The sequence below is a fragment of the Streptomyces hyaluromycini genome (assembly GCF_002217755.1).
Taxonomy (GTDB): domain Bacteria; phylum Actinomycetota; class Actinomycetes; order Streptomycetales; family Streptomycetaceae; genus Streptomyces; species Streptomyces hyaluromycini.
In genome coordinates this window covers 1-26258 of the sequence record NZ_BCFL01000039.1, presented here as the reverse complement: position 1 = coordinate 26258, position 26258 = coordinate 1, and the positions used below count along the sequence as shown (strand labels likewise).

The 26258-nt window shown below is 71.7% G+C and carries 27 protein-coding genes; 15 read left to right on the top strand and 12 right to left on the bottom strand.

Going from position 1 to position 26258, the window contains the following annotated elements; all coding sequences use genetic code 11:
* Window positions 1-61 precede the first annotated feature (61 nt).
* Both SSP29_RS48085 and SSP29_RS48080 read left to right on the top strand, forming a co-directional pair.
* Window positions 62-1651, top strand: coding sequence for an oleate hydratase (locus SSP29_RS48085; protein WP_089107346.1), 1590 nt, complete (start codon window positions 62-64; stop codon window positions 1649-1651).
* Between the two features lie 106 nt (window positions 1652-1757).
* Window positions 1758-2894 (top strand): DUF475 domain-containing protein, encoded by a 1137-nt coding sequence (locus SSP29_RS48080; RefSeq protein ID WP_089107416.1) that lies wholly within the window; start codon window positions 1758-1760, stop codon window positions 2892-2894.
* A gap of 77 nt (window positions 2895-2971) precedes the next feature.
* Here SSP29_RS48080 and SSP29_RS48075 read toward each other — a convergent pair whose 3' ends face one another.
* On the bottom strand, window positions 2972-4351 hold the full coding sequence (locus SSP29_RS48075) for a DASS family sodium-coupled anion symporter (protein ID WP_245883571.1): 1380 nt from the start codon (window positions 4349-4351) through the stop codon (window positions 2972-2974).
* 741 nt (window positions 4352-5092) lie between these two features.
* Between SSP29_RS48075 and SSP29_RS58995 the strand changes: the two genes are divergently transcribed.
* The 4 genes from SSP29_RS58995 to SSP29_RS48055 all read left to right on the top strand — a co-directional run bounded on the left by SSP29_RS58995 (window position 5093) and on the right by SSP29_RS48055 (window position 7738).
* The gene (locus SSP29_RS58995) at window positions 5093-5368 is read left to right on the top strand and encodes a hypothetical protein (protein ID WP_089107345.1); all 276 of its coding nucleotides are present in this window, start codon (window positions 5093-5095) and stop codon (window positions 5366-5368) included.
* 323 nt (window positions 5369-5691) lie between these two features.
* A complete protein-coding gene (gene dhaK, locus SSP29_RS48065; protein WP_089107344.1) occupies window positions 5692-6684 on the top strand; it encodes a dihydroxyacetone kinase subunit DhaK in 993 nt (330 codons plus the stop codon).
* Window positions 6685-6735: 51 nt separating this feature from the next.
* The gene (gene dhaL / locus SSP29_RS48060; protein ID WP_089107343.1) at window positions 6736-7335 is read left to right on the top strand and encodes a dihydroxyacetone kinase subunit DhaL; all 600 of its coding nucleotides are present in this window, start codon (window positions 6736-6738) and stop codon (window positions 7333-7335) included.
* Window positions 7328-7738, top strand: coding sequence for a PTS-dependent dihydroxyacetone kinase phosphotransferase subunit DhaM (locus tag SSP29_RS48055; protein WP_089107342.1), 411 nt, complete (start codon window positions 7328-7330; stop codon window positions 7736-7738). Before dhaL ends, SSP29_RS48055 begins: the two co-directional genes overlap by 8 nt.
* 7 nt (window positions 7739-7745) lie before the next feature.
* Here the strand turns inward: SSP29_RS48055 and SSP29_RS48050 are convergent, their stop codons facing one another.
* A complete protein-coding gene (locus tag SSP29_RS48050) occupies window positions 7746-8381 on the bottom strand; it encodes a TetR/AcrR family transcriptional regulator (protein WP_089107341.1) in 636 nt (211 codons plus the stop codon).
* A 161-nt stretch (window positions 8382-8542) separates the two neighbouring features.
* On the opposite strand from SSP29_RS48050, the gene SSP29_RS48045 reads away from it, so the two are divergent.
* Complete coding sequence (locus SSP29_RS48045) at window positions 8543-9304, top strand: SDR family NAD(P)-dependent oxidoreductase (RefSeq protein ID WP_089107340.1); 762 nt, start codon at window positions 8543-8545, stop codon at window positions 9302-9304.
* A gap of 61 nt (window positions 9305-9365) precedes the next feature.
* Here the strand turns inward: SSP29_RS48045 and SSP29_RS57955 are convergent, their stop codons facing one another.
* Window positions 9366-10052, bottom strand: coding sequence for a glycoside hydrolase family 75 protein (locus tag SSP29_RS57955; RefSeq protein WP_089107339.1), 687 nt, complete (start codon window positions 10050-10052; stop codon window positions 9366-9368).
* A gap of 385 nt (window positions 10053-10437) precedes the next feature.
* Between SSP29_RS57955 and SSP29_RS48035 the strand changes: the two genes are divergently transcribed.
* Both SSP29_RS48035 and SSP29_RS48030 read left to right on the top strand, forming a co-directional pair.
* Complete coding sequence (locus tag SSP29_RS48035) at window positions 10438-11400, top strand: fibronectin type III domain-containing protein (protein ID WP_089107338.1); 963 nt, start codon at window positions 10438-10440, stop codon at window positions 11398-11400.
* Window positions 11401-11568: 168 nt separating this feature from the next.
* On the top strand, window positions 11569-12114 hold the full coding sequence (locus SSP29_RS48030) for a hypothetical protein (RefSeq protein ID WP_089107337.1): 546 nt from the start codon (window positions 11569-11571) through the stop codon (window positions 12112-12114).
* A gap of 123 nt (window positions 12115-12237) precedes the next feature.
* On the opposite strand, the gene SSP29_RS48025 is transcribed toward SSP29_RS48030, so the two are convergent.
* The 4 genes from SSP29_RS48025 to SSP29_RS48010 all read right to left on the bottom strand — a co-directional run bounded on the left by SSP29_RS48025 (window position 12238) and on the right by SSP29_RS48010 (window position 16292).
* Window positions 12238-12783, bottom strand: a complete 546-nt coding sequence (locus SSP29_RS48025) for a PadR family transcriptional regulator (RefSeq protein ID WP_089107336.1) — start codon at window positions 12781-12783, stop codon at window positions 12238-12240.
* A 23-nt stretch (window positions 12784-12806) separates the two neighbouring features.
* A complete protein-coding gene (locus tag SSP29_RS48020) occupies window positions 12807-14822 on the bottom strand; it encodes an NADPH-dependent 2,4-dienoyl-CoA reductase (protein WP_089107335.1) in 2016 nt (671 codons plus the stop codon).
* 105 nt (window positions 14823-14927) lie between these two features.
* Complete coding sequence (locus SSP29_RS48015) at window positions 14928-15296, bottom strand: hypothetical protein (RefSeq protein ID WP_089107334.1); 369 nt, start codon at window positions 15294-15296, stop codon at window positions 14928-14930.
* Between the two features lie 123 nt (window positions 15297-15419).
* Window positions 15420-16292 carry a hypothetical protein gene (locus SSP29_RS48010; protein ID WP_089107333.1) on the bottom strand — a complete coding sequence of 291 codons (873 nt, stop codon included), beginning with the start codon at window positions 16290-16292 and terminating at the stop codon, window positions 15420-15422.
* Between the two features lie 275 nt (window positions 16293-16567).
* On the opposite strand from SSP29_RS48010, the gene SSP29_RS48005 reads away from it, so the two are divergent.
* Both SSP29_RS48005 and SSP29_RS48000 read left to right on the top strand, forming a co-directional pair.
* On the top strand, window positions 16568-18646 hold the full coding sequence (locus SSP29_RS48005; protein WP_089107332.1) for a SpoIIE family protein phosphatase: 2079 nt from the start codon (window positions 16568-16570) through the stop codon (window positions 18644-18646).
* A gap of 135 nt (window positions 18647-18781) precedes the next feature.
* Window positions 18782-19531 carry a hypothetical protein gene (locus SSP29_RS48000; protein WP_089107331.1) on the top strand — a complete coding sequence of 250 codons (750 nt, stop codon included), beginning with the start codon at window positions 18782-18784 and terminating at the stop codon, window positions 19529-19531.
* A 160-nt stretch (window positions 19532-19691) separates the two neighbouring features.
* Here the strand turns inward: SSP29_RS48000 and SSP29_RS47995 are convergent, their stop codons facing one another.
* Window positions 19692-20183 (bottom strand): CGNR zinc finger domain-containing protein, encoded by a 492-nt coding sequence (locus SSP29_RS47995; protein WP_218036977.1) that lies wholly within the window; start codon window positions 20181-20183, stop codon window positions 19692-19694.
* Between the two features lie 64 nt (window positions 20184-20247).
* On the opposite strand from SSP29_RS47995, the gene SSP29_RS47990 reads away from it, so the two are divergent.
* Window positions 20248-20928 (top strand): hypothetical protein, encoded by a 681-nt coding sequence (locus SSP29_RS47990; RefSeq protein WP_150136372.1) that lies wholly within the window; start codon window positions 20248-20250, stop codon window positions 20926-20928.
* A gap of 163 nt (window positions 20929-21091) precedes the next feature.
* Here the strand turns inward: SSP29_RS47990 and SSP29_RS47985 are convergent, their stop codons facing one another.
* Window positions 21092-21883 (bottom strand): putative protein N(5)-glutamine methyltransferase, encoded by a 792-nt coding sequence (locus tag SSP29_RS47985; RefSeq protein WP_089107328.1) that lies wholly within the window; start codon window positions 21881-21883, stop codon window positions 21092-21094.
* A 188-nt stretch (window positions 21884-22071) separates the two neighbouring features.
* Window positions 22072-23172, bottom strand: coding sequence for an ABC-2 transporter permease (locus SSP29_RS47980; RefSeq protein WP_089107327.1), 1101 nt, complete (start codon window positions 23170-23172; stop codon window positions 22072-22074).
* A gap of 184 nt (window positions 23173-23356) precedes the next feature.
* Between SSP29_RS47980 and SSP29_RS57950 the strand changes: the two genes are divergently transcribed.
* Window positions 23357-23758, top strand: coding sequence for a MarR family winged helix-turn-helix transcriptional regulator (locus SSP29_RS57950; RefSeq protein WP_245883574.1), 402 nt, complete (start codon window positions 23357-23359; stop codon window positions 23756-23758).
* Here SSP29_RS57950 and SSP29_RS47970 read toward each other — a convergent pair.
* Both SSP29_RS47970 and SSP29_RS58990 read right to left on the bottom strand, forming a co-directional pair.
* Window positions 23719-24468, bottom strand: a complete 750-nt coding sequence (locus tag SSP29_RS47970) for a GNAT family N-acetyltransferase (RefSeq protein ID WP_089107326.1) — start codon at window positions 24466-24468, stop codon at window positions 23719-23721. The genes SSP29_RS57950 and SSP29_RS47970 overlap by 40 nt on opposite strands.
* Entirely contained in the window at window positions 24465-24635 is a 171-nt protein-coding gene (locus SSP29_RS58990; RefSeq protein WP_167450189.1) for an alcohol dehydrogenase catalytic domain-containing protein, read from the bottom strand. The genes SSP29_RS47970 and SSP29_RS58990 overlap by 4 nt, the downstream gene beginning before the upstream one ends.
* A 252-nt stretch (window positions 24636-24887) precedes the next feature.
* Here SSP29_RS58990 and SSP29_RS47965 point away from each other — a divergent pair, with 252 nt between their 5' ends.
* Together SSP29_RS47965 and SSP29_RS47960 are read left to right on the top strand one after the other, a co-directional pair.
* Window positions 24888-25472, top strand: a complete 585-nt coding sequence (locus SSP29_RS47965; RefSeq protein ID WP_089107325.1) for a YcxB family protein — start codon at window positions 24888-24890, stop codon at window positions 25470-25472.
* Between the two features lie 192 nt (window positions 25473-25664).
* A complete protein-coding gene (locus SSP29_RS47960) occupies window positions 25665-26252 on the top strand; it encodes an Rv1733c family protein (protein WP_107436457.1) in 588 nt (195 codons plus the stop codon).
* Window positions 26253-26258 lie beyond the last annotated feature (6 nt).

The following is a 26258-nucleotide window of genomic DNA, read 5'->3' as shown; positions in this document are numbered from 1 at the left end:
TGACTGGAATCGATCACAACCGGCCGCCCGGCGTGTCCGGGCGGCAGAACGGAGGGACGTCATGTCAGACGCTCCACTGCAGTCCCGCGCATACCTCGTCGGCGGGGGCATCGCATCACTGGCGGCCGCCGCGTTCCTCGTCCGGGACGGCGGTTTCGCGGGCGAGAACATCCTCGTCCTGGAGGAGCTCCCGGTGGCCGGCGGATCCATGGACGGTCGCGGCGCGCCCACCGGATACGTCACCCGGGGCGGACGCATGCTGGAGGAGGAGGCCTACACCTGCCTGTGGAACCTCCTTGGGACGATCCCCACGCCGGCCGACCCGTCGGTGACGGTGCTTGACGAGATCCGGGCGTTCAACGCCAAGTGGCCCACCGATGCCAAGGCCCGCCTCATCGGCAAGGGCGCCACCGTCCTGGACGCCTCGGACTACGGCCTCGACGCCCGGGACCGGCTGGAGCTGGTCCGGCTGCTGATGCTGCCGGAGGCGGTGATCGGAGCCCGGCGGATCGAGGACTTCTTCTCCCCGCACTTCTTCGAGACCAACTTCTGGGCCATGTGGCGCACCACCTTCGCCTTCCAGAACTGGCACAGCGCCATCGAGCTCAAGCGCTACTTCCTGCGTTTCATGCAGGAGTTCCCGCGTATGCACACCCTGTCCGGGGTGCGCCGGACCCGCCTCAACCAGTACGACTCGATCATCCGTCCGCTGCGGGCCTGGCTGGAGGGCCACGGTGTGCGCTTCGAGCACGGCGTGCGGGTCACCGACGTCGACTTCACCACCGACGAGCGGGGCGCCCGGCGCGTCGTGCGCCTGCACGTCGAGCGCGCCGGGCAGCCTGACACCTACGAGGTCGGGGACACGGACTACGCGTTCCTCACGCTGGGCTCGATGACCGCCGACGCGGCCTACGGCGGCGACGACATCGTGCCCGAGCTGATCCGCGACAAGCGCGACGGTGGCTGGCGGCTGTGGGAGACGATCGCCGCCAAGGCCGAGGACTTCGGGCGCCCGTCCGCGTTCAACGGCAGTGTGGACGAGGCGAAGTGGGAGTCCTTCACCCTCACCATGCGCAGCCCGCTGCTCCTGCACCGCATCGAGGAGCTGTCCGGCAACCTGCCCGGGACGGGCGCGCTGATGACGTTCAAGGACTCCAACTGGCTGATGTCGATCGTGGTGCCGCACGCACCGCACTTCGAGGGGCAGCCCGAGGACGTCTACACCCTGTGGGGCTACGGCCTGTTCGTCGACAACGTCGGCGACTTCGTGGACAAGCCGATGGCCGGGGCCACCGGCAGGGAGATCCTCACCGAGCTCCTCGGCCACCTGAACATGTCGGACATCGAGGACCAGGTCGCGATGACCACGACCGTGGTTCCGGTGATGATGCCCTACATCACGAGTCAGTTCGCCCCCCGCACGGTGCACGACCGGCCACCGGTCCTGCCGCGCGGCGCGGCCAACTTCGCCTTCCTCGGTCAGTTCACGGAGATTCCCGAGGACGTGGTCTTCACCGTCGAGTACTCCGTGCGCGGCGCGATGCACGCCGTACACGGGCTGCTCGGCCTCGACAGGCAGATCCCCGGCATCCACCACGCGTTGGCCGACCCGAAGACGGCCTTCGGCGTCCTCAGGACCACCATGGGCTGAGGGTGGTACCTGGCCCGGCCCGCGCAGTGCGGCGCGGGCCGGGCCTGCCGTATGTCCTTGTGTGTACTGTCCGTTGGCGACCGCATGACGACAGGAGTGGATGGCCGTGCTGGTGAAGACCTTTCGAGGGGCGTTCGTGTGCACGGCGCTCGGCCTGGTTCTGGGAGTGCTCTACGGCGGCTGGACCGCCCTCGGCGTCGTGGCGATCCTCGCCGTCCTGGAGATATCGCTGTCCTTCGACAACGCTGTCGTGAACGCCGGGGTACTGAAGAAGATGAACGCGTTCTGGCAGAGGATCTTCCTCACGGTGGGCGTGCTCATCGCGGTGTTCGGGATGCGACTGGCCTTCCCTGTCGTCATCGTCGCGATCACCGCACGGCTGAATCCGTACGACGCGGTCCATCTGGCCCTGACCGACAAGGACCGCTACCAGCAGCTGGTGACCGACGCCCACCCGGCGATCGCGGCCTTCGGTGGCATGTTCCTCCTGATGATCTTCCTCGACTTCATCTTCGAGGACCGGGACATCCAGTGGCTGCGCCGGATCGAACAGCCGCTGGCCCGCCTCGGCAGGGTCGACATGCTGTCGGTCTGCATCGCCCTGGTCGTTCTGCTGGTCACGTCCTTCACCTTCGCCGCCCACGCCCACCAGGAGGGCGGCGTGCACGTCGACAAGGGGCAGACGGTCCTGGTCGCGGGCATCGCCGGTCTGATCACGTACCTGATCGTCGGCGGTCTTTCCGGCTTCTTCGAGGACCGGTTGGATGATGAGGAGGAACGGGAACAAGAGGCGGAGGAAGCGGCCGCCCGGACCGGCCGGCCGCGATCGGCGGTCGTCCTGGCCGGCCGTGCCGCGTTCTTCATGTTCCTGTACCTGGAAGTGCTGGACGCGTCCTTCTCCTTCGACGGCGTGATCGGCGCCTTCGCCATCACCAACGACATCGTCCTCATGGCCCTCGGCCTCGGCATCGGCGCGGTATACGTCCGCTCGCTCACCGTGTACCTGGTCCGCCAGGGCACCCTGGACGACTACGTCTACCTGGAGCACGGCGCCCACTACGCGATCGGCGCCCTGGCCGTCATCCTCATGGTCACCATCCAGTACGAGATCAACGAGGTCATCACCGGCCTCGTCGGCGTCGTCCTGATCGGCTGGTCGTTCTGGTCCTCCGTCCGCCACAATCGGGCCCTCGCGGCGGCCGAACCGGATACGGAGACAGCGGCCAGGGTCTCGGTCCCGTAGCCCTGGATCCGACGAAGCCGTGATGCGGGTGTGGGCCCCGGCACGAGACCCGGGGCCCACACCCGCAGGTGCGAGGCTCACCAACGGCCGAGCAGCTTCAGCCACGCCCCGCCCACACCCATCCAGATCACGATGTCGGCGCCGGCGGCGATCAGACCCGTGCGCCACCACTCGCCGAGGGTGACGTAGCCGCCGCCGAAGAGGACGGGAGCCGGGCCGGAGGCGTAGTGGGTGAGGCCGCCGTAGAGGGAGCTGACGAAACCGAGGACCAGGGCCGCCATGACCGGTGGTGCGCCCGTGGCGGTGGCGGCGGTGAGGAAGGCGGCGTACATCGCCGCCACGTGCGCGGTGTTGGAGGCGAACAGGTAGTGGGAGAAGAAGTAGACCAGCGTCAGGACCACGAACGCCCACTCCCAGCCCACGCCCGACGTGGCGTCGGTGATGGTGCGGCTGAACCAGTCGATCACTCCGAGTTCCTGCAGCTGACCCGCCATCATCACCAGGACGGAGAACCACACCAGGGTGGTCCAGGCCGCCTTCTCCGCCGCCAGGTCCTCCCAGGTCAGCACCCCGGTCACGAGGAGCAGGGCCACACCGGTGAAGGCGGAAACAGTGGCCGAGAGGTCCCAGACCTGGCCGCCGACCGACCAGAGCAGGAGCAGGAGCACGAACACCCCTGCCATCGTCCACTCCTGACGGGACATCGGTCCGAGTGCGGCGAGCTGCTCGCGGGCCTGGCGCGGTGCCTCGGGCGTCGCGCGCTCGGCGGGCGGGAAGACGCGGTACAGCAGGGCCGGCAGCACCAGCAGGGCGACCAGGCCGGGCACCAGGGCCGCAAGTGCCCAGTTGGTCCAGGTGAGATGGATGCCATGGTCGGCGGCGAGCTTCTGCACCAGCGGGTTGGCGGCCATGGAGGTCAGGAACATGGCGCTGGTGACGGCGTTGATCTGCATCGCGGTCACGCTCAGGTAGGCGCCCAGCTTACGGCGGCTCTCATCGCCCGGGTGCGAGCCGGCGTTGGTGCTCAGCGAGCGGATCACGGGGTGGATGACACCGCCTGAGCGGGCGGTGTTGCTGGGCGTGGCGGGGGCCAGCACCAGGTCGGTGAGGGTGATGCCGTACGCGAGGCCCAGGCTGCTGCGGCCGAGGGCGCGTACGAACATCAGGGCGATGCGGCGGCCGAGACCGGTCTTGGTGATGCCGAGGGAGATGAAGAAGGCAGCCACGATCAGCCAGATCGTCGGCTCGGCGAAGCCGCCCAATGCGACGTCCGGTTCGAGCGTCCCGGTGATCATCGTCATGGTCAGACCGACCAGGGCTACCGCTCCGAGCGGTAGCGGCTGCAGAATCAGGCCGAGCACCGTGCCGGTGAATATGGCCAGCACGGCCCATCCCCCGGACTTGATCCCGTCCGGCTGTGGCAGCAGATAGACGGTCAGCCCGACCACGATCGGCACGATCCATTTGGCCGCTGACCACAGCGCGGGCGCACGAGGCGGAGCCGCCGTGCCGCCCGGTGCCGCTCCGGCAGGTGATCCTTCGGTGTCGCGGAAAGGGGTCATGGCGTCCGTCCCATGCGTAGGGCCCAGCCCGCCTTGTACGTCCGGCCGGTGCTGGGGGTGAGCTTTGGTGTCCACGGTGGAGGAGCGAAACGTGGTCCGGCAGCGGGCGACCGGCCCCGGTCCGGGGGCCGAACGGCACCACGCGTGGGCCTACCGCCTTCAGCGGGCACGGGATGCTCGTCGCGCCGTCGGTCGTGCTGTCGGCTCACTGGAAACGGCTGACCGATCGGTGTCCGGCAACGGCACGTCGTATGACGACGGAGGTCTGTGGCAGCGCGGCAGGACGGGGGACATCGATGGCGCAGTTGGTGCGAATCCCGCTGGACAACGGGGAGTTCCTGATTGCGGAGGTGGACCGCGCCGACATCCCCGAAGAGTCAGGACGTGCGTCGGACGGCCAACCGCATCCGGCTGCGTGAATGGGCTGCGGGGCCTGGGAGACGATGACTCCCGCATCCTCATCGACGAGCGCGGCGCCGTCCGGGTCGGCTGGGGAACCTCAGACGGCGACGCTCATGTGCCCCTCGCCGTCCCGGCGGCGCTCGCCGCCTGCACGGACACCGCCGCGGCCCTCTGTCCCGCCACCGAAACCGGTGACCTGTATCTTTTGCAGATCACCAACGCCGTGGCGGAGATGTGGCACGTTTCCTGCGGCGACTGCACGTTCTGGCCGCCGTGCCCGTTTCCGCGGCGGTGGCCCTGGGCCGCGTGCACGATGCCGACGTCCACCCCTGTCTCGTCGTCTACGACCGCACCGGCGGCCAATACAGCGCGGCGTTGGAAATCTCGTGGATTTTACAGATGTGGGCCGGCACCCGAGCGACCTCCATCCCGCCGATGGCCCCGTGCCAGTGCAACGGCACCGCCCAGGGCCGGGCGGGTTTGCGTACGTGCCGTGGTAGTCCTCGCTGAACCGTTCGGCCTGCACCGGTCCCCGGCATCACAGGCAACGAGGAAGCAGCCTGAGCCTCTCAAGTGCGCCTGACGAGCCCGCGCAGGTGACCATCGCGCGCGCAAGGTCGATACTGCGCTCAGGAGAACTGCGCCGCTCGCGGTCACGGCCCCCACCTGCACCTGACGAACAGTCACCAAAGTCGGCATTGAGTCAGCATCAGCCTCGCTGCAACCCGCTCCGGACCGCCACGGGGCGCCAGGACCAAGAACCCGCGAAACCTACTCTGACCTGCGAAGGAGCAGGTCAGAGACTAGTCTGGTAACGTAATTTGGAGGATCACATGAAGATGCTGATCAACGTTCCGGAGACCGTCGTGGCGGATGCGCTGCGGGGTATGGCGGCGGCTCATCCCGACCTCGCCGTGGACGTGGAGAACCGGGTGATCGTCCGGCGGGACGCCCCCGTCGCCGGGCAGGTCGCGCTGGTCTCGGGAGGCGGCTCCGGGCACGAGCCGCTGCACGGCGGATTCGTGGGCCCCGGGATGCTGTCGGCCGCTTGTCCGGGCGAGGTGTTCACGTCCCCGGTGCCCGACCAGATGGCCCGGGCCGCCGCGGCCGTGGACAGCGGGGCCGGGGTGCTGTTCATCGTGAAGAACTACACCGGCGACGTGCTCAACTTCGACATGGCCGCCGAACTCGCCGAGGACGAGGGCATCCAGGTGGCGAAGGTGCTCGTCAACGACGACGTGGCCGTCACCGACAGCCTGTACACCGCGGGCCGGCGCGGTACCGGCGCCACCCTGTTCGTCGAGAAGGTGGCGGGCGCGGCAGCCGCCGAGGGGCAGCCGCTGGAGCGGGTGGAGGCCGTCGGGCGCCAGGTGAACGAGAACTCCCGCAGCTTCGGTTTCGCGCTGAGCGCCGTCACCACCCCGGCGAAGGGCACCCCGACCTTCGATCTGCCGCCCGGCGAGCTGGAGTTGGGCATCGGCATCCACGGCGAGCCGGGCCGGGAGCGGCGGGCCATGATGACCTCCGGCGAGATCGCCGACTTCGCGGTCAACGCCGTCCTGGAGGACCTGCCGCCGCGCAACCCGGTCCTCGTCCTGGTCAACGGCATGGGCGCGACCCCGCTCCTGGAGCTGTACGGGTTCAACGCAGAGGTCCAGCGGGTGCTCGCCGAGCGGGGTGTCACCGTCGCCCGCACACTGGTCGGCAACTACGTCACCTCTCTGGACATGGCCGGCGCCTCGGTCACGCTCTGCCAGGTCGACGAGGAGCTGCTGCGACTGTGGGACGCGCCGGTGAGGACACCGGCGCTGCGCTGGGGAATGTGAGCGAGAGAGACAGCACCGACCCGCGTCCGTACCGCAACGCAAGGAGACCCAGTGCTCGGCGCCGACTTCTTCCGCCGCTGGATGGCGGCGACCGCCGCCTCCGTCGACCGCGAGGCGGAGCGGCTCACCGCCCTCGACTCCCCCATCGGGGACGCCGACCACGGCAGCAACCTCCAGCGCGGGTTCAAGGCGGTGGTCGCCACGCTGGAGAAGGACGCCCCCGACACCCCGGGTGCCGTGCTGACGCTCGCCGGACGCCGGCTGATCTCCACGGTCGGCGGCGCGTCCGGGCCGCTGTACGGCACGTTGCTGCGCAGCACCGGCAAGGCGCTGGGCGACGCGGCCGAGGTCAGTGAGGCTCAGCTCGCCGAGGCGCTGCGGGCCGGGGTGGACAAGGTCATGGCGCTCGGCGGGGCCGCGCCCGGGGACAAGACGATGATCGACGCCCTGGTGCCGGCCGTCGACGCGCTCGGCGACGGTTTCGGGGCGGCGCGGGCCGCCGCCGAGCAGGGCGCCGAGGCGACGATCCCGCTGCAGGCCCGCAAGGGCAGGGCGAGCTACCTCGGCGAGCGCAGCATCGGCCACCAGGACCCGGGCGCCACCTCGTCGGCGCTGCTCGTCGCGGCACTCGCGGAGGCGGCCGGTGAGTGACGACAAGCTGGTCGGGATCGTGCTGGTGTCGCACAGCGCGGAGGTGGCGGCGTCCGTCGCGGAGCTGGCGAAGGGGCTGGCGGGCGGCGCCACGGCGGTGCCGCTCGCCCCGGCGGGCGGCACCGAGGGCGGCGGGCTCGGCACCAGCGCCGAGCTGATCGCCGCCGCTGCCGCGTCCGTGGACCGGGGCGCCGGGGTCGCCGTCCTCACCGACCTGGGCAGCGCGGTGCTCACCGTGAAGGCGCTGCTCGCCGAGGGCGACGAACTCCCGGAGGGCACCCGGCTGGTGGACGCCCCGTTCGTCGAGGGCGCGATCGCCGCGGTCGTCACGGCGGCCACCGGGGCCGGCCTCGACGCGGTGGAGGCGGCAGCCGCCGAGGCATACACCTACCGCAAGGTCTGAGAACCCCCTAAGCGAGCCCCTCCGCCGCCACCGCGAGGGCCGAGCGCATGGTCGCCGTGAGCTCGGCCTCCGCCCCGGCGGGGTCCGTGGTCTCGTCGGCGACGCGCCAGGCATAGTGCTCGACGGCCGCGCGCAGTGCCGCGTTGAACATGGCCGCCTGGATGGTGGGCCGCAGGTCGTCGGCGGGCAGCCCGGAGCGTTCGGCGAGGGCGCGGGCGAACGCCGGCTCGGCCTCGTCGTAGGACTGCAGCCACTCGGCGCGCAGGCCCGGTTCGCCGCGGGTCAGGCGGACCAGGGCGCCCATGGTGGCGCGGTCGGGGCCGCGCACCAGCCGGCTGTCCGTCGGTACGGCGTCCTCGAAGGCCTCCTCCAGCGGCTGGCCGGGGCGCCAGGCGCGCAGACAGTCGGCGACGGCCTCGATGCCGGCCGCGAACAGCGGTCGTACGCAGGCCTCCTTGCTCGGGAAGTAGCGCCACACCGTGCGCGCCGAGACGCCGACCGCCTGCCCGATCTGCTCGCCCGTGGTCGCGGCCACCCCCTGGGCGACGAACAGGTCCACGGCGGCGCGGGCGATCTCCAGTCTGGTCTCGGCCTTGCGCTCCTCGGTCAGGGGCGGTCGTCCCGTGCGTCCCCCTGCGGTCATCTGTCCCTCCGGTGCCGGTGACTGCTGTACCGGGATTCTCCCCGAGGAACCAGGTGGCGGAAAATTCCCGCCACGACTTTATGTCACTCGAAGACATTAAGTCGTAGGGTGTGACCGCACCGGGCGCAGCGCGCCCTCGAACCACCTGATGGGAGCACCACATGGCCAGCGGACTCGACGGGCGCGGCGTCATCGTCACCGGGGCGGGATCGGGGATCGGGCGGGCCACCGCCCTGGCCTTCGCCAGGGAGGGTGCCCGGGTCCTGGTCGCCGACCTGAACGCCGAGGCCGCGGGCACGGCGGTCGAGGAGATCGAGAAGGCGGGCGGTACGGCCGTGGCCGTCACCGGTGACCTCAGCGAGCAGTCCGTGGTGGACCAGGTGGTCGCGACCGCCGTGGACCGGTTCGGCGGGGTGGACGTCCTGGTGAACAACGCCGGGATCATGGACCGGATGTCGGCGCTCGCGGACGTCGCCGACACGGAGTGGGAGCGGGTGATACGCGTCAACCTCACCGCGCCGTTCCTGCTCACCCGGGCGGTGCTGCCGCACATGCTGGCGGCGGGCCGGGGCGCGATCGTCAACACCGCCTCCGAGGCCGGCCTGCGCGGCAGCGCGGCGGGGGCCGCCTACACGGCCTCGAAGCACGGTGTCGTCGGCCTGACCAAGAGCCTGGCGGTGATGTACCGCAACCACGGCATCCGGGCCAACGCGATCGCCCCTGGCGGCACCAGGACCGGTATCAGCGTCGACCCGGAGGACGGCGCGCACGGGCCGGCCGCGCTCGGCCCGTACTTCGGCAACGTGGGCCAGGTCTCCGAGCCCGAGGATCAGGCGGCGGCGATCGTCTTCCTGGCCTCGGACGCGGCCGGCAGCATCAACGGCGCGATCCTGCCGGTGGACAACGGCTGGGCGGCCGTCTGACCCGCACCGCCGAAGGTACGGCCGCCCTGCCCGCAGTGCCGGCGGCGGCCGACCGGCCCGGTCAGTCGTCCTCGGCGAACTGCTCCGCCAGCCGCTCCCCCTCCGCCTCCGCCGCCTCGCGGTCCTCGATGGGCTGGATCCCGGAGTCCTTGAAGACGATGTACGTGACGCCGGAAGGCACCCCGCCCACCCGCGGGTCGGGGTTCACGCCCAGCGCCTTCGCGGTGGCGTAGGAGGCCTCGCCGATGATGTCGCGCGGTCCGGTGTCGCCGACGACGGCGTACTGCACGCGGTCCTTGTAGATGACCGCGGCGACCGCGCCGCCCCGGACGCCGGACGCCCGGTGGTTCCAGCGGCCGCTGACGCCGGGCACGACGACGTACGGCAGCTTCTCGGCGTTGAGCTGGCTGCCGTCGGACTGCTGGAAGGCGGTGGCGGCGGAGAACGCCGGGTCGGCGGTGCGGTTGCAGTGGGCGGTGGGCCGGCCGTCGCAGTCGATGTCGAGGTCGGCCTTCCAGAAGACGGCCTGCCGGGTGTCGCACACGGGGACGGTGGCGGCGGTACCGGCGTCGGAGCGGTAGCGGCCCTTGGAGACCTGGGCGCAGTCCTGCACCCGGGCCAGCAGGTCGGTGGCGGTGATCCGGTGCCGGTCACCTTGGGCCGCGTAGGAGGCGGCGGGGGCGGGCAGTGTGGCCGGGGCGAGCAGGGCGGCGCCGGCCGCGGCCAGCGTCAGCGACTGGACACGCACGATGAGGAGCCCTTTTCGTGGGGGACATGGAGTCACCGGAACAATCTGGTGCTGGTCCGGCGGCCGAGCCAGCAAGCGAAGGCCGTACAGGGCCGTTCGGAGCAACGAAACTGACACTTCGTGAGAGGCAGCCGAGGGCCGGGGCGCTGAGCCGGTGTCAGCCCAGGCCGCCCCGGCCGCCCGTGCCGGCGCGGGATCAGCGACGACAGCGTTCCGCGCCGCAGGCGCGAACTCCCCTTTTCTCCGGGGAAGTTCGACCGCAGAGCACTCAGCATACGTAACTCTCCCCCGCCGTCTGCAATACGGCCCTCTTGATGTCCGCATCCCGGGCAGGCCATATTGGTCCGGACCATTGCCGTGCTGCCGTCCCCGGGGAGGCGGAACCGTGCGCCGAGTTGCCGTCGTGGTCTGCGTCCTGTTGTCGGTGTCGTCCTGCGGCTGGGGCGGCGGCGCCGACGGTGACAGCGGCCGGCTTCCCGGTGCCCCGACGGGGGTCACGGCGGCGGCCGGAAGCGCCACCAGCGTGCACGTCATGTGGAACGCGCTGCCGGACGGTTCCGGGATCCGCGGCTATGAGGTATATCGCGGCACCACGAAGATCGAGGAAGTCCCGGGGTCCGAGCACATGGTGGACGTCACCAGGCTCAGGCCGTCCACGGTGTATGTGTTCACCGTGCGGGCCCGGGGCGGGGACGGCAGCCTCGGGCCGCGCAGCCGTGCGGTGCGGGCGACCACGCCGGCGATGGTCGCGGCGGACCGCTCGGCGCCGACCCGTCCCGCGCGGCCGGACGGCCGGGCCGTGGGCAGCCGTGCGGTACAGCTGTCCTGGGGCGCCTCGAAGGACGACCGGGCCGTGGTGTCGTACGAGATCTGGCAGGGCGGCGCCAAGATCCACAGTGTGGGCGGGAACCAGACCGCGACGGTGGTCACCGGGCTGCGGCCGGGCACCCGCTATGTCTTCACCGTCCGGGCCCGGGACGCGGCCGACAACCTCTCGCCCGCCAGCACCGCGGTACGGCTCACCACGCCGGGCACCGGCGACGGCCGGGACACCGCGCCGGCCGCCTTCACGGCGCGGACCCACGAGGAGAGCGGGGCCTACTACCTCGATCTGGCCTGGGATCCGCCGCAGGTGGACGGTGTGGTCACGGAATACCAGATCCGGCTCGACGGCGGTACGACCACCTCCCTGGTGTGGGGAGGCACCCCGCCGAAGGGCCGTGCGACCTATAGCTTCTATGTGGGCCGGGACCATGGGGCCGTGCACCGGGTACGGCTCCGGGCGCGGCTGCCGGACGGCACCTGGGGCGGCTGGTCGGCAGAGCGGACCGTGACGACGGGCACCTGACGCGCATCCGGGCCTGGGCCGGACGGGGGAAGAAGTCACCTGGCCGGTCGCCCTCCGGGTGCGGTACACGCCGGGGCCCCTTTCGCTGAACCTGTGGCAGCACGGGCGTTTCCCGACCCTCGGCGGCGCAAGGGACGTTCCGCCAACCGTGCCGCCGGAGGACAGACCATGCGCACTACACGCCTTCTCCTCCGCTCCGGCCTGACCCTGGCGGCCGCCGCCGCGTTCCCGACCTGGCTCGCCGGCCCGTCCGCCGCGCTCTCGGGGATCTCGGTGAGCACCATCGGCACCACGGTCTCGGTGGTCACCAGCGCCTGCACCCAGAGCAACGGCAGCTGGGGCAACGCCTCGCTGCTCAACAGCGGCCAGACCGCCTTCGCCCAGGGACGGCAGGTGGCTCTGGCGGGCACCACCGTGAGCCAGTCCGCGGCCTGGTCGGGGGTGCCGACGGGCACCTACACGGTGGTCGTCGTCTGCTCCAACGGCGGAACGGCGGGCACCCAGTCGGTGATCGTGTCCGGCACCGCCGCGGCGCCGACGACCTCCTCCACCACCAGGTCGGCCGCGCCCTCCCGGGGCGTGATGGGCGGTCTGGGCGGCGCCGCCCGCGACTACGGGCCGCTCACGCTGGGCATCGGCGCGGCGCTGGTCGGCTCGGGCGTCATCGCCACGGGCTGGTACCTGCGCAAGCGCTCGAAGCCGTACCGGCTCTGAGCGCTCCGCCGGAACCGCCGCGATCCGCCGTCTGCCGGCTGCGGCGCCGTCGTGGCCGGTCGCGCCCGCGCGGCGGCAGCCGCATATCGGATCCGGCCCCGCGCCCCTTACGGGGCGCTGCCCTCAGGGCAGGTCAGGCAGTTCGCCGAACTCCTCCAGGGCATGGCTGAGCCACTGCGTCCAGAAGGTCTCCAGGTCGATGCCGGCCCGCAGCACCAGATGCCGCAGCCGGTCCTCGCGGGCGTCCTTGCCCGGCGGGAAGTCGCGGCGCTGGATCTCCTCGTACTCGGCCAACTGCCGCCGGTGCAGCTCCAGATGGCGGCGCAGGTCGGCTTCGAGACCCTCGGTGCCGACGACCGCGGCCGCGCGCAGCCGCAGCAGGAGCACGTCCCGCTGGGGCTTGGGGTCCTGGGAGGCGGCGGTCCAGCGGGCCAGTTCGGCGCGGCCCGCGGGCAGGACCTCGTAGCTCTTCTTCTGCCCGCGGGCCGGCTGCTCGGCCGGCAGGGTGCGGATGTAGCCCTCGGACTCCAGCTTTCCGAGCTCGCGATAGATCTGCTGGTGCGTGGCCGACCAGAAGTAACCGATCGACCTGTCGAACCTGCGGGTCAGCTCAAGCCCCGACGACGGCCTTTCGAGCAGGGCGGTGAGGATCGCGTGCGGGAGTGACATGGGCTCATCCTAGGGACGGCCGCTCACAGGGCGGCCGCCAGCTCGGTGCCCTGCTTGATGGCCCGCTTGGCGTCCAGCTCGGCGGCGACGTCGGCGCCGCCGATGAGGTGCGCGCTGCAGCCGGCGGCGACCAGCTCCTCGTACAGGCCCCGGCGCGGTTCCTGCCCGGTGCACAGCACGACGGTGTCGACCTCCAGGACGGTGCTCTCCCCGTCGACGGTGACGTGCAGTCCGGCGTCGTCGATCAGGTCGTACTGCGCGCCCGGGACCATGGTGACGCCGCGGTGCTTGAGTTCGGTGCGGTGGATCCAGCCGGTGGTCTTGCCGAGTCCGGCGCCGACCTTGCCGGTCTTGCGCTGGAGCAGGTGGACGGTGCGCGGGGGCGCGGGGCGCTCGGGGGCGGCCAGCCCGCCGGGGCCCTGGTAGTCCATGTCGACGCCCCAGTGCTTGAAGTACGTCGCCGGGTCGTCGCTCGCCTTGTCGCCGCCGTCGGTGAGGTACTCGGCGACGTCGAAGCCGATGCCGCCGGCGCCGAGGATCGCCACCCGGTCGCCGACGGGGGCGTTGTCGCGCAGCACGTCGAGGTAGCCGAGGACGCGGGGGTGGTCGACGCCGGGGATGTCGGGGGTGCGCGGGGTGACGCCGGTGGCGACCACGACCTCGTCGTAGCCGGTGACGTCCTCGGGCTCGACCATGGTGTTCAGGCGTACGTCCACGCCGTGGGCGTCGAGCTGGTGACGGAAGTAGCGCAGGGTCTCGTCGAACTCCTGCTTGCCGGGGACCTTGCGGGCCACATTCAGCTGGCCGCCGATCTCGGCCGCGGCGTCGAACAGCGTGACCTGATGGCCGCGTTCGGCGGCGGACACCGCGCAGGCGAGGCCGGCCGGACCGGCGCCGACCACCGCGACGCGCTTCTTCAGCCGGGTCGGGGCGAGGACCAGCTCGGTCTCGTGGCAGGCGCGCGGGTTGACCAGGCAGGAGGTGATCTTGCCGCTGAAGGTGTGGTCGAGGCAGGCCTGGTTGCAGCCGATGCAGGTGTTGATGGCCTCGGGGGTACCGGCCGCGGCCTTGTTGACGAAGTCGGGGTCGGCGAGCATCGGACGGGCCATGGAGACCATGTCGGCGAAGCCCTCGGCGAGCAACTCCTCGGCGACCTCCGGGGTGTTGATGCGGTTGGTGGTGACCAGTGGGACGGACACCGCGCCCATCAGCTTCTTGGTGACCCAGGTGTACGCGCCGCGCGGGACCGAGGTGGCGATGGTCGGGATGCGGGCCTCGTGCCACCCGATGCCGGTGTTGATGATGGTCGCCCCGGCGGCCTCCACGGCCTTGGCGAGCGTGACGACCTCGTCCAGCGTCGACCCGCCGGGCACCAGGTCCAGCATGGACAGCCGGTAGACGATGATGAAGTCGTCGCCGACGGCCTCGCGCACCCGGCGGACGATCTCGACGGGGAACCGCGTCCGGTTCTCGTACGAGCCGCCCCAGCGGTCGGTGCGCCGGTTGGTCGGGGCCGCGATGAACTCGTTGATCAGGTAGCCCTCGGAGCCCATGACCTCGACACCGTCGTAGCCGGCCTGCCGGGCGAGGCGGGCGGCGCGGACGTAGTCGTCGACGGTGCGCTCGACGTCGGCGTCGGTCAGCTCGCGGGGCGGGAAGGGGCTGATCGGGGCCTGGAGGGGGCTGGGGGCGACCAGGTCGCGGTGGTAGGCGTACCGGCCGAAGTGCAGGATCTGCATCGCGATCCGGCCGCCCTCGCGGTGCACGGCCTCCGTGACGGTCCGGTGCCGCTCGGCCTCCTCCTCGGTGGTGAGCTTGGCGCCGCCCTCGTACGGCCGGCCCTCGTCGTTGGGTGCGATGCCGCCGGTGACGATGAGGCCGACTCCCCCGCGGGCCCGGGCCGCGTAGAACTCCGCCATCCGTTCGAAGCCGCGCTCGGCCTCCTCCAGGCCCACGTGCATGGAGCCCATGAGCACGCGGTTGGGCAGCGTGGTGAAGCCGAGGTCGAGGGGTTGCAGCAGGTGCGGGTAACGGCTCATCGGGCCCTCCGTGCGCGGTGTCGTCACCGTAGTTGTAGAGGACCGCGCACGGATTATGCAACTAGTTGCACAAGGGCTCCGGTGTGACGTGTCTCAGATCACCGGTCACCGGCTTTCGAGCAGGACGTGCAGTTCCCTCTCCTGGTCGCCCGAGGCGGAGGACAGGTTGCGTACGGCGAACAGGGAGTCGAGGGTCGCATGAAGCCGGCTGATCGCCCAGTAGCCGCCCTGCGCGTCGGCCTCGACCGTGGCCGAGAGCCGGGGCGGCGGGGTGCACTCGTGGGCGTCGGTGACCTCGAACGTGCCGAGCCACACCATCGGGCGGGTCTCGTGGAGCTGTTGCGGCACGTCCTCGGCGGCCCGGTCGGACTCGAAGCACTGGCACAGCGCGTCGAACACGATCCGGGCGTCCTCCTTGTTGCATCCGCTGATCTCCAGCGAGACGGGTTCCTCGTGCAGTCGCTCACGGACCATCGTGATCGCTCCTCTCATGGCGATGGCGCGGTGCCACGGGTTCCCCCGCGAACCGCGCCATGCCAACAGAAAAGCACCGATTTCCGGGCGGTGCACCACCCGTCGGGAGCAGCCGCAGAGGGCTCAGCCCCGGGTGAACTTGTAGGTCTTGCTGTCCGTGAGGATGCAGATGCTCGGCGACATCACGATGACGCGCAGGGTGCCGCTGCGCCGGTCGTAGTCGATGCCCTCGGCCTCGAAGGTGCCCGAGCAGGAGCTGCGCAGCGGGAGCTGGCGCAGCGCGGTGACATGCCCGGTGACGTTGCCGGAGCCGGGCTGGGCCGACAGGTCGATCTGCAGGAGCGGCTTGGTGTAGCCGAAGAGGCTGCCGTCCGGGTCGTCCGAGGAGCACAGCAGCGTGGTGGCACTGGAGAAGTCGCAGCCCTGCACGTCACGCACGGCGTGGTCCAGGTTGACGACGGACGCGAGCGGGAGGTTCGCGGACGGCGAGGTGCTCTTGTTGGCGCCCGGCGTCGGGAAGACCAGGAAGCGGGTCATCGTGCCGTACTCGCCCGAGAGCATGTACTGGCTGTCGGGCGTGATGGCGTCCCAGGAGTTGTTGAGGGCCTCGCCGGAGGCGAGCGTGTGGACGTACTCCGACCAGGTGCCGTCGGGGGCCTGCACCCGGTACATCTTGGCGGTGCCGGAGTCCGCCTGGTAGGGCTCGACGTAGTAGCCGTCGTAGGACTCGTCGGGGTCGCCCACGTGGTTCCAGCCGCGGCTGGAGACGCTGAGCTGGATGGTGCCGATGCCGGTGTACCGGTTGGGGCTGTTGGCCGGGACCTCGACCGAGGTCAGGCCCTGGCTCTCGGTGAGCGGGTCGGCGCGGTCGGAGCCGGTCTCCGTCCAGGTGTCGGCGGCGGAGGCCGGGGCGGCGGTCGCGAGGACCAGGGTGGTGGCGAGGGCGACCAGGGCGGTCAGGCCTGCGCGACAACGTTGCCGGGTGGACGCGGGCATGGAAGCCTACTCCTCGGTATCTGGGGGGTGGGACGCGCGTGCGCCGGTCAGTCTGGCGCGGGCCCGCCGGACATGTACAGACCAATGACGGGACGGGAAAGTGAACTCACGCCCCTGCCGCCCCTCTGGTCGCTTCGCCATACGGATGCCGCCTTGTTGAGAGATGGTGGAAAAGTCGGCGGCGGCGTCGGAGAGTCGGGTGTGAGCGCGATAGAACAAGGGGAGTCGGCACGGGGGACGGCGTGCCGTGCGGAGGTTCGAAGGCGGTGCGTGCGATGAGTTCAGCCGAGGCTTCGGCGCCGGAGGGCCGGGAGCCCGTGCGCGGACCCGTACGGCCGGGCGGGCTGCTGGACGTCCTGAGCGTGGCCTCGGTGGTGCTGGACGCCAAGGGGCGCATCGTGCTGTGGAGCCCGCAGGCGGAGGAGCTGTTCGGCTACACGGCACGGGAGGCACTGGGGCAGTACGCGGCCCGGCTGATGGTGGACGAGCGCCACATCGAACTGGTCGGCAAGCTGTTCGCGGACGTGATGAGCACCGGGCGGAGCTGGGCCGGCGGTTTCCCGATCCGCCACAAGGACGGCACCACCCATGTGGTCGAGTTCCGCAACATGCGGCTCATGGACGACAACGGCGACGTGTTCGCGCTGGGTCTGGCCGCCGACCAGTCGACGGTGCGCCGGCTGGAGCAGGACGTGGCGCTGTCCGAGCGGATCGTGAAGCAGTCGCCGATCGGACTGGCCGTCCTCGACACGGAGCTGCGGTTCGTGTCGGTCAACCCGGCCCTCGAACAGATGAACGGCGTCCCGGCCGCGGAGCACGTGGGGCGGACGATCCGCGAGGTGCTGCCCTCCCTGGACGCCGACGCCCTGGAGTCGGCGTACCTGCGGGTGCTGCACACCGGTGAGCCGGTCATCGACGAGTCCGCGGTGGGCCGTACGCCGGCCGACCCGGACGAGGAGCACATCTGGTCGGTGTCGGTCTACCGGCTGGAGGACGCGCTGGACAACGTGCTGGGTGTGGCCACGTCGGTGGTGGACATCACCGAGCCGTACCGGGCCGGGGTCGAGGCCGAGCACGCGCGCCGGCGCCTGGCCGTGATCGCCGACGCCTCCGCCCGCATCGGCACCACCCTGGACCTGGAGCGCACCGCCCGGGAGCTGGCCGACGTCGCCGTGCCGGAGCTCGCCGACTTCGCGGCCGTGGACCTGCTGGACACCGTGGTCGAGGGCCGGCGCAGCACGCTCGGCCCGGGTGAGCCGGCCGTGCTCCGGGCCCTGGCCGTGCGCGCGGAGCAGGAGGCGGACGCGGTCCAGGCCGCCGCGGCGCCGGGCACGGTCGCCCGGTACGCGCCGGACCGGCTGATCACCGAGTGCGTGCGGACCGGGGAGGCCGTCGTCGTCCCACAGGTCAAGGACGAGGACCTGGCGCGGATCGCACCCTCCCGGGAGGCCGCGATGCTGCTGGCCCGGGCCGGGGTGCACTCGTATCTGGCCGTGCCGCTGATCGCGCGCGGCGAGGTGCTGGGCGCCCTCGACCTCAGGCGCACCCGCAATCCGGCCTCCTTCGACGACGACGATCTGCTGCTGGCCCGGGAACTGGCGGCGCGGGCGGCGGTGCAGATCGACAACGCCCGCTGGTACCAGAACGCCCGCACCACCGCCCTGACCCTCCAGCGCAGCCTGCTCCCCACCCATCCCCGGGTCACCCCCGGCCTGGAGGTCGCCTCCCGCTACCAGCCGGCGGGCGCCACCGTCGAGGTGGGCGGCGACTGGTTCGACGTCATCCCGCTGGACGGCGGCAGAACGGCCCTCGTGGTGGGCGACGTGATGGGCAGCGGCATCAACGCGGCCGCGACGATGGGCCGGCTGCGCACCGCGACGAACACCCTGGCCGCACTCGGCCTCGATCCTGCGGTGCTCCTCGAACACCTGGACAAGACCACGTCGGGCCTCGACCACTCCATCGCCACCTGCGTGTACGCCGTGTACGACCCGCATCTGCGCCGGTGCCGGATCGCCAACGCCGGCCATCTGCCGCCGGCCCGGGTCCGCCCCGGCCGGCCGCCGGAACTCCTCGACCTGCCCACCGGGGTCCCGCTGGGCGTGGGCGGTATCCCCTTCGCCACCACGACCGTCGACTTCGAACCCGGCGACGAGCTGGTGTTCTACACCGACGGTCTGGTCGAGACCCGCAGGCACTCCCTGGACGAACGGCTGGACGAGCTGCTGGCCCTGCTCGACGATCCCGCCCGCCCCCTGGAGGAGGCCTGCGACCTGCTGCTGCGGGAGCTGCACCACCCCGACAACCACGACGACGTGGCGCTGCTCATCGCACGGGCCCGGGAACTGCCGTAGCGGAAAGGACCAAAGGTCCCGGATTCATCGAATTCACAGGGACTGATTACCAGGTTCTTATCGGCGAACGCCCACAATTCACAGAGAGGCATGCATCGCGCGATGCCGCGTGCCGTTCGCCGATGGGAGCGAGCCGTGACGCACGAACCGGAGCAGGAAGACCGCCGTGACGTCGACGGAACCGAACCGTCGATCCCCCCGATGCCCGACCGTCCCCCGCAGGCCGCCGCCCCGGAGTGGGAAGCCCCGTCGGAGGTCCTTGCCGGGCCGGGACCGGACCGTGAGCCGGGCGCGCCGCTGCGCGACCTGTGGCGCCGTCAGTCGATCCGCGTGCGCGCGGTGACCGTGGCCTTCGTCGCCGGGGCGCTCGCCCTGGGCGGCACGGTGGCCTTCGCCGCCGGCTCGGGCGACAGCGGCTCCACCACGCCCCCGGCCGCCTCCGGCGCACCCTCGGCGCCCTCCTCGCCGGACGGGCGGGGCCCCGGGCCCGGCTGGTTCGGCATGGGCGGCATGGGCGTGCACGGCGAGGCGACCGTCAAGGACCCGGACACCGGCAAGTACGTGGTACGGGTCTGGCAGCGGGGCACCGTCCAGAAGGTGGACGGCGACCAGGTCACGGTGAAGAGCGACGACGGCACGTCGTGGACGTGGACCGTGGGCTCGGACGTCAAGGTACGGGGCGACTCCGACGCGCTGAAGAAGGACGCGACGGCCTTCCTGATCGGCACCCGCGGCGGCGACGGCAAGCTGACCGCGTCCGGCGCCCTCTCGGGCGACTTCACGGGCATGGGACGCAGCGGCATGCACGACCGCGGCGGCCCGTGGCAGCGCCCCGGCGACCGCTCACCGTCACCGAGCCCTTCGGGGAGCGGGGCCACCACCTAGGCCGTTTCCAGCCGACCACCGGGCCGTCGGCCCGGTGGCGCGGTGGCGCGGTCGGCCGACACACAGCGGGCACGACGGGAACCGCTTTCGCCGGACCGGAGACCGAAGACCGAAGCGGGCCGGGCGATCGTCTGCCGGCGCCTGCTCCACAACTGACCCGCTAGGAGTTCTTCGCCGTCCGGGCCCGATGAGCCGCGACCGTCGTCCGGCTCGCGCACGCGTTGGAGCAGAACCGGCGTGTCCGGTTCCGCGACTGGTCAACGAAGTAGTTCCCGCACCCGGCCGCGGCGCACCGCCCCAGCGTCACCGCCGGATCCCCGGCCACGACCCGGGCGAGCTCGGCAGCGATCAGCTGGCCGGCCCAGCGCTCGGCCGGGGTGCCGTTGCGGCTGAAGTGGATGTGCCAGCCGCCGAGGCCGTCATGGTCGGACAGGTGCATTTCCGGCGGATAGTCGCGCAGCAGGCGGTGCACGGCTTCGGGGGCGGCACCGTCGACCGACTGCGCCAGGGCCGTACGCACGAGGTCCGGCAGCTCGCCGTAGTCACCGCCCGGTGGCGGAGCGATCTCGTGTTCCGCGAAGAACGCGGCGACCAGTTCGCCGTGCTGGTCGAGGGTCCCGGTGTTGGCCAGTTCGACGGCCAACCGCGTCACGTTACCAATGTAGTCACCGTATTGCACTTGACCACCTACATCGCAGCTTCCTAATGTAGGTGCCATGTTACCTGATGACACCTACATGGCACGCCGCCTGCTGCTGCTCGGGGAGTGGGACGCCGCGCTGGCCGTCCTGGGCCCGGACGCCGAGCCCGAGCTTCGTGCGGAGATCGCCGTCGACCGCTGGTTCTTCCGGATCGAAGGTCACGAGGAGGCCGAGAAAGCGGTCGCGGCGCTCGATCCCGCATCGCCGACCGCGCATCTGCTCACGGCTCGACTGGCCTACAGCCGCCTGCTGTTCCAGCGCGTCCCCCGCGCCGACGACCGCACCGTGGCCGAGGCCGGCTACCGCGCGGCGGTCGAGCACGGCGACGAGAAGCTGCGCGGTTGGGCCGAGTACCACTGGGCCGTCCTGCTGGACAACATCGACGAGGACGCGGCCGGCGCCCTCCCGCGCTACGAGACAGCTCTCCGGATCGCGACGGAGTCCGGCGACGGCTACTTCGAGTCCTACATCATCCGGCACCTCGCACCGCACAAGGAACCCGCCGAGCGGCTCGCGATGCTGCGCCGCTCACTTCACCTGCGCGCCGCGCTCGGCGCCCGGCCCCAGACAGTCGCCGCACAGGCCCTCCTGGCCGAGAACCTCCCCGAAGACGACCCCGAGCGAGCCGAGCTCATGCGGACCTTCCGCCCCGGTGCGGAAGAACTGCGCATCGGCTGGCTCCTGTCCGAGGACTGATCCGCCGAGCACTCCGGCCCGGAACCAAGCCCGGCGAAGGCCGGCGAAGGCCGGCGACCCGCTACGACAGGACGTACGACAACTCCGCGGCCGGGCTTCGGCCGCGCGGCACGGGCATCTCCGTGCCCAGCCTCCGCCCCGTGATCACGACTCCGGAGAGGGCCTAGTCGCGTACGCCGACCACGACGTTCGCGTACAGCTCCTCCGAGGCGGCGAGCCGGGTGGTCAGGCCGGCGCGGCGGAAGGTCTCCACGGAGTCCTCGGCCTGGCGCTCGCTCGTCTCGACCAGGACGCAGCCGCCGGGTGCGAGCCAGTCGCACGCCCCCGCGGCAACTCTGCGCAGCACGTCGAGACCGTCGCCACCGCCGTCGAGGGCGACCAGCGGCTCGTGCTCGCGGGCCTCGGCGGGCAGCAGCCCCACCTCGTCGCTGGGGACGTAGGGCACGTTGGCCGCGAGGATGCCGGTCCGGCCGCGCAAGGCGGCGGGCAGGGCGTCGAAAAGGTCGCCGACGTGGGCGTGGCCGCCGTAGGGGGCGATGTTGCGGCGGGCGCAGCCGACGGCGGCCGGGTCGATGTCGGCGGCGTGCAGTTCGACGTTCCCGAGGGCGGCGGCGAGGGCGGCGCCGACCGCGCCGGAGCCGCAGCAAAGGTCCACGACGACGGACGCGCCGGGGGCCTGGGCCAGGGCCTGGTCGACCAGGAACTCGGTGCGGCGGCGGGGCACGAACACGCCGGGTTCCACCAGGATCCGCAGCCCATGGAACTCCGCCCAGCCGAGGACGTGTTCGAGGGGCTGTCCGGCGGCTCGCCGGTCCACCATGGCGGCCAGTTCGTCCGGGGTGCGGGCGGTGCCGAGGATCAGCTCCGCCTCGTCCTCGGCGAAGACGCAACCGGCGGCGCGCAGCGCGGAGACGACGGCGGTGGTGGCGGTATCGGAGTCGGAGAGTGAGGTCATCAACGGGAGCCTATCCGGACGCCGGGGGCTGGTCAGATGGTTTACCGGCCGTGCGGACACACGCACGGCCCGACCGCCCGACCGCCCGACCGCCCGACGGACGGTCGGACGGTCGGTCGGGCGGGCGGGCGGGCGGGCGGGCGAACGGGCGGGCGAACGGGCGAACGGGTGGTGGGACGGCGGGGCGGTCAGACGCCGACCGCTTCTGCGGTCTCCTCCTCGGCCTCCTCAGCCTCCTCTGCCAGCTCGGCCTCCTCTGCCAGTTCGGCCAGTTCGGCCAGTTCGGCCAGTTCGGCAGGCGAGTCGGGTACGGCCACGGAGGCGGCCGGGGCCGCCTTGGTCCGCTCGTGGGCCGCGGCGATCGCGGTGACCGCGAGGCCGGCCAGCAGCCAGACCGCGAGGGTCCACACGTTGCGGCTCAGGCCGTCGCTGCCGAAGTACAGCAGGCTGCGGACGCCCTCGACGAAGCCGGCGCCGTTCCAGAAGGCGTGCAGGGTGCCGAAGAAGCCGTTCTGCAGCTCGGGGCGGAACAACCCGCCGGAGCTGGTGAAGTTGAGCATCACGAACAGCACCATCATGGTCAGCGTGGTCCACCGCTTGAGGAAGGTGTGCAGGCCGACGCCGATGAGGAGGATGCCGGCGGAGTAGAGCCAGGCCATGCCCCAGACCCCGGCCAGGTCGTGGTGGGCGAGGTGGAACACCGGTCCGGCGAGCAGGGCGCCGATGCCGCTGACGACGGCGGAGACACCGAGCGCCAACAGGGCGCGTATCCGCATCGGGAGCGCCGCGCCGGCCGCACCGAGGGCGGCGACCGAGGCGTAGGAGCCGATGCTCACGGCGATCAGCAGGAAGAAGAGGCCCTGTCCGGTGGGGTCGTCGGCGACCGGCTCGGCCACGTCGGTGACCTTGAGGGGGACGCCCTGCTTGTCGGCGAGCGGGGTGAAGACCTTCTCGACGGCCGTGGCGCCCATGTCGGAGGCGGCGCTGGCGACGATCAGCTCCGGAGCCTTTGCGCTCGGCACATAGGCGCCGGTCACGGTACGGGACTTGAGCAGGTCGACGGCCGCGGCGCGGGTGGGGACGGTACGGACGTCGAGCTTGTCGCCGGCGGTGTCCTTGATGGTCTGCGCCAACACCTTCGCTTCCGGTCCGGCCCCGACCACGGCCACCGGCATGTGGTGGGGCTCCGGGTGGACGAAGGCGCCCATATATGCGAGCCCCATGCCCAGGCACATCAGCAGCGGGGTGATCAGGTGCGTGAGCACATGGCGCAGAGCCGGTGACCTCATCGCGTACGACCTCCAGATCCTTCCGGCCAAACTGGTTGGCTTATACAACTCACTGGCAAGTTGTACTATACAACTAGACCGTCGGAGGAGGTATTCCCGTGTGGGCGTTGCTGTGGAAGGCGCGGCCGTCGAAGGTGTTCCCGTGACAACGGCGGAGACGGCAGTCGAGACCATCCAGCGCGAGATGACGATCTTCGCGCGCCGGGCCCGGGCGTCGGCCGGGCGCATGCACCCCGAGCTGTCGCTGGTGTCGTACACGCTGCTCGGGCATCTGGAGGAGAGCGGCGGCTGCCGGGCCACCGATCTGGCCGCGCACTACGCGCTGGACAAGTCGACGGTCAGCCGGCAGGTGGCGGCGCTGGAGCGGGCGGGGCTGATCGAGCGGCGTCTGGACCCGGAGGACCACCGGGTCCAGGTGCTGCATCTGACGGGGGCCGGGCAGGAGATCCTGGCCCAGGTCACGGAGAGCCGCCGGGCCGCCTTCCGGGAGCGGCTGGCGGACTGGCCGGAGGCGGATCTGGTCAGGTTCGCCGGATACCTGGAGCGCTACAACGCCGGGACCTCGGCGGGCTCGGCCGGCGACTGACCGAGCGGCTCCGGCACCCTGGCCGCGATGAAGGCGGTACGGCGGCGCAGGCGGAAGCCGAGCGACTCGTAGAGCCGGATCGCGGTGGTGTTCTCGGCGCCGGTGTGCAGGAACGGGGTCTCGCCGCGTTCCCGGATGCCGTGCGCGACCGCGCGGATGAGCCGGGTCGCGAGGCCCTCGCCGCGGTACGCCGGGTCGGTGCAGACCGCGCTGATCTCGGTCCAGCCCGGCGGGTGCAGCCGCTCCCCCGCCATCGCGATCAGCTTGCCGTCCCGGCGGATGCCCAGGTAGGTGCCGAGTTCGATGGTGCGGGGCAGGAACGGGCCGGGGCGGGTGCGTTCGACCAGGTCGAGGATCTCCGGTACGTCGGCCGGTCCCAGCCGGACCGCGGCCGGCTCCGGGACCGCTTCCATGCCCTCGTCCACCAGCTGTACGCCCGCGATGTTCATGGTGAGCTCCCAGCCGTCCGGGAGCTCACCGCGGTACCCGGGCAGCGGGACCTCCGCGCCGGGGCCGGCCAGCGCGGCGAGATCCGCCCAGTCGTCCGCGTCGGGCGCGTCGGGCAGCGCCAGCCATGGGGAGACGCCGACGGGATAGCGCAGGATCCGGCCGCGCCGCTCGGCGAAGAGGGCGTGCGGGCCGGTGAGCGAGGCGCGGGCGGGGTTGTCCAGGATGTGCGGGGCGCTCTCGCGGGAGTTCGGGACGCTCATCCGGCGACCTCGATCACGATCTCGCCGAGCGCCTCGACCACACCGGCGGCCTCGCTGCCGAGGACGCCCGGGAAGCGCGTCCCTCCCTCGCCGGGGCGGCAGAAGCCGTTCCGCAGGTTCCGGTCCACGGGGTCGACCCCCGCCGTGCGGACGTACGCCTTGGGCATCGTGTTTCCTCGCTCTCTGGTGCTTTCACCGGTGTCCCGGCAGCGGCACTCAGCGCCAAGGACGAGCACCCGGCAGCTATTCCCGCACCCGCGGATCGTTCATACGACCGCAATGATCTGGGGCCTGACCTGGTCCCTTCACCGCCCCGCCGGCACCTCCGGGTGGTCGTTCCCGGCCCCCGCCGCACGGCACTCCCCTTCTCCGGCACCCACGACTACGATGCGCGGGCTCGCTCGTCGAGGGCAGGGGGGATGATGCAGCCGACGCTGACGCTGAGGTACGTCCCGGAGGCCGACGACCTCCTTGAGTTGATGACCGACGCTCCCGTGCGGCGGCGTCTGCGGAGGCGGGCACTGGGCCAGGCGGTCGTCGTTCTCGTGACCCTGTGGGGCCTGCTGGTGTTGCTGGCCGTCGCCGCACCGGCCTGGCAGTGGTGGATTCCCGCCCTGCTCCTCGCCATGGTCCTCGTCCACCATGTCGTCAGAGCGTTCGCCGTCACTACCCGCCGGAGTCTCCGCCGCAGGGCACGCGCGATCGGGCGGCGCTCACCGAGAACGCGGCTGGCGCGCGAGGTGGAGATCGGACCGGAAGCCCTGACGATCCGTGTGGAGGGGCAGACCACTGCCTTCGCCTGGTCGCACTTCGGTTCGTTCACGGAGTCCGACAGACAGTTCGTCCTCCTGGACCGCACGGACAGAGCCTCCGTGATCGTGCCCAAGCGCGGTCTGTCCGACGCGGCACTCGTCCCCGTCTGCCGCGACCTGCTCACCCAGTACCTCGAAGACCCCACCGCTCCCCCTGCCCCCTCCGCTCCCCCCGACGGTCACAGTGCCTGACCGGCGGCCGGCCGGGGCGCGCGGCGGAACCCGCGCTTCAGCCGGTACCGCGTCCGTGCCCGAGGACGGTGGGCCGGGTACTCCGTACGGGGTATCACTCCCGTGTGGACGCTCGCGTGCGAGCGGGGGCACGCTGGGAGCTGCGGACCGGCTGTCCGGCCCTCCGGCTCTTGTGGCGGCGAGGAGGTCGACATGCGTACCCGGGTGCGTGGCTGGCGCTGGCGGCAGAACCCGCTGCGGCGCAAGTCCGACGTGGTGGAGGCGTGGATCGCGCTGGCCGTCGCGGTCCTGCTGGGCGTGGCTGCGCCCCTGGCGGGGGCGTTGACGGGGCTGTGGGCCTACGAGCAGGCGCGGTCGGTGGCGGCGGTGGAGCGGGCCGAGCGGCACATGGTCCGGGCCGCGGTCGTCGGCGGCTCCCCGGATCAGCTGCCCTCGGTGCAGGGCGGCGACCGGGCGCACGCCTACGAGACGAATGTGCGCTGGACGGTCCCGGGCAAGGGGACGAAGACCGTCCTGGCCCGGGTGCCGGCGGGGACCCGGACCGGTGACGTGGTGGACGTGTGGTTCGACCGGCAGGGGCATGGGGTCGCCCCGCCGCCCGACGCCGTCGCGGTCTGGCAGCACACGGTCACCGTGGGGTTGTGCGGGGCGAGCGGCGCGGCGGCCTTGGTGCTGGTCGGCCATGGCGTGGTGCGCCGGGTGGCGCTGCGCCACCGGCTCGCAGAGTGGGAGCAGGAGTGGGCGCGCACCGGGCCGGACTGGACCCGTGGGCGCGCCTGAAACCCG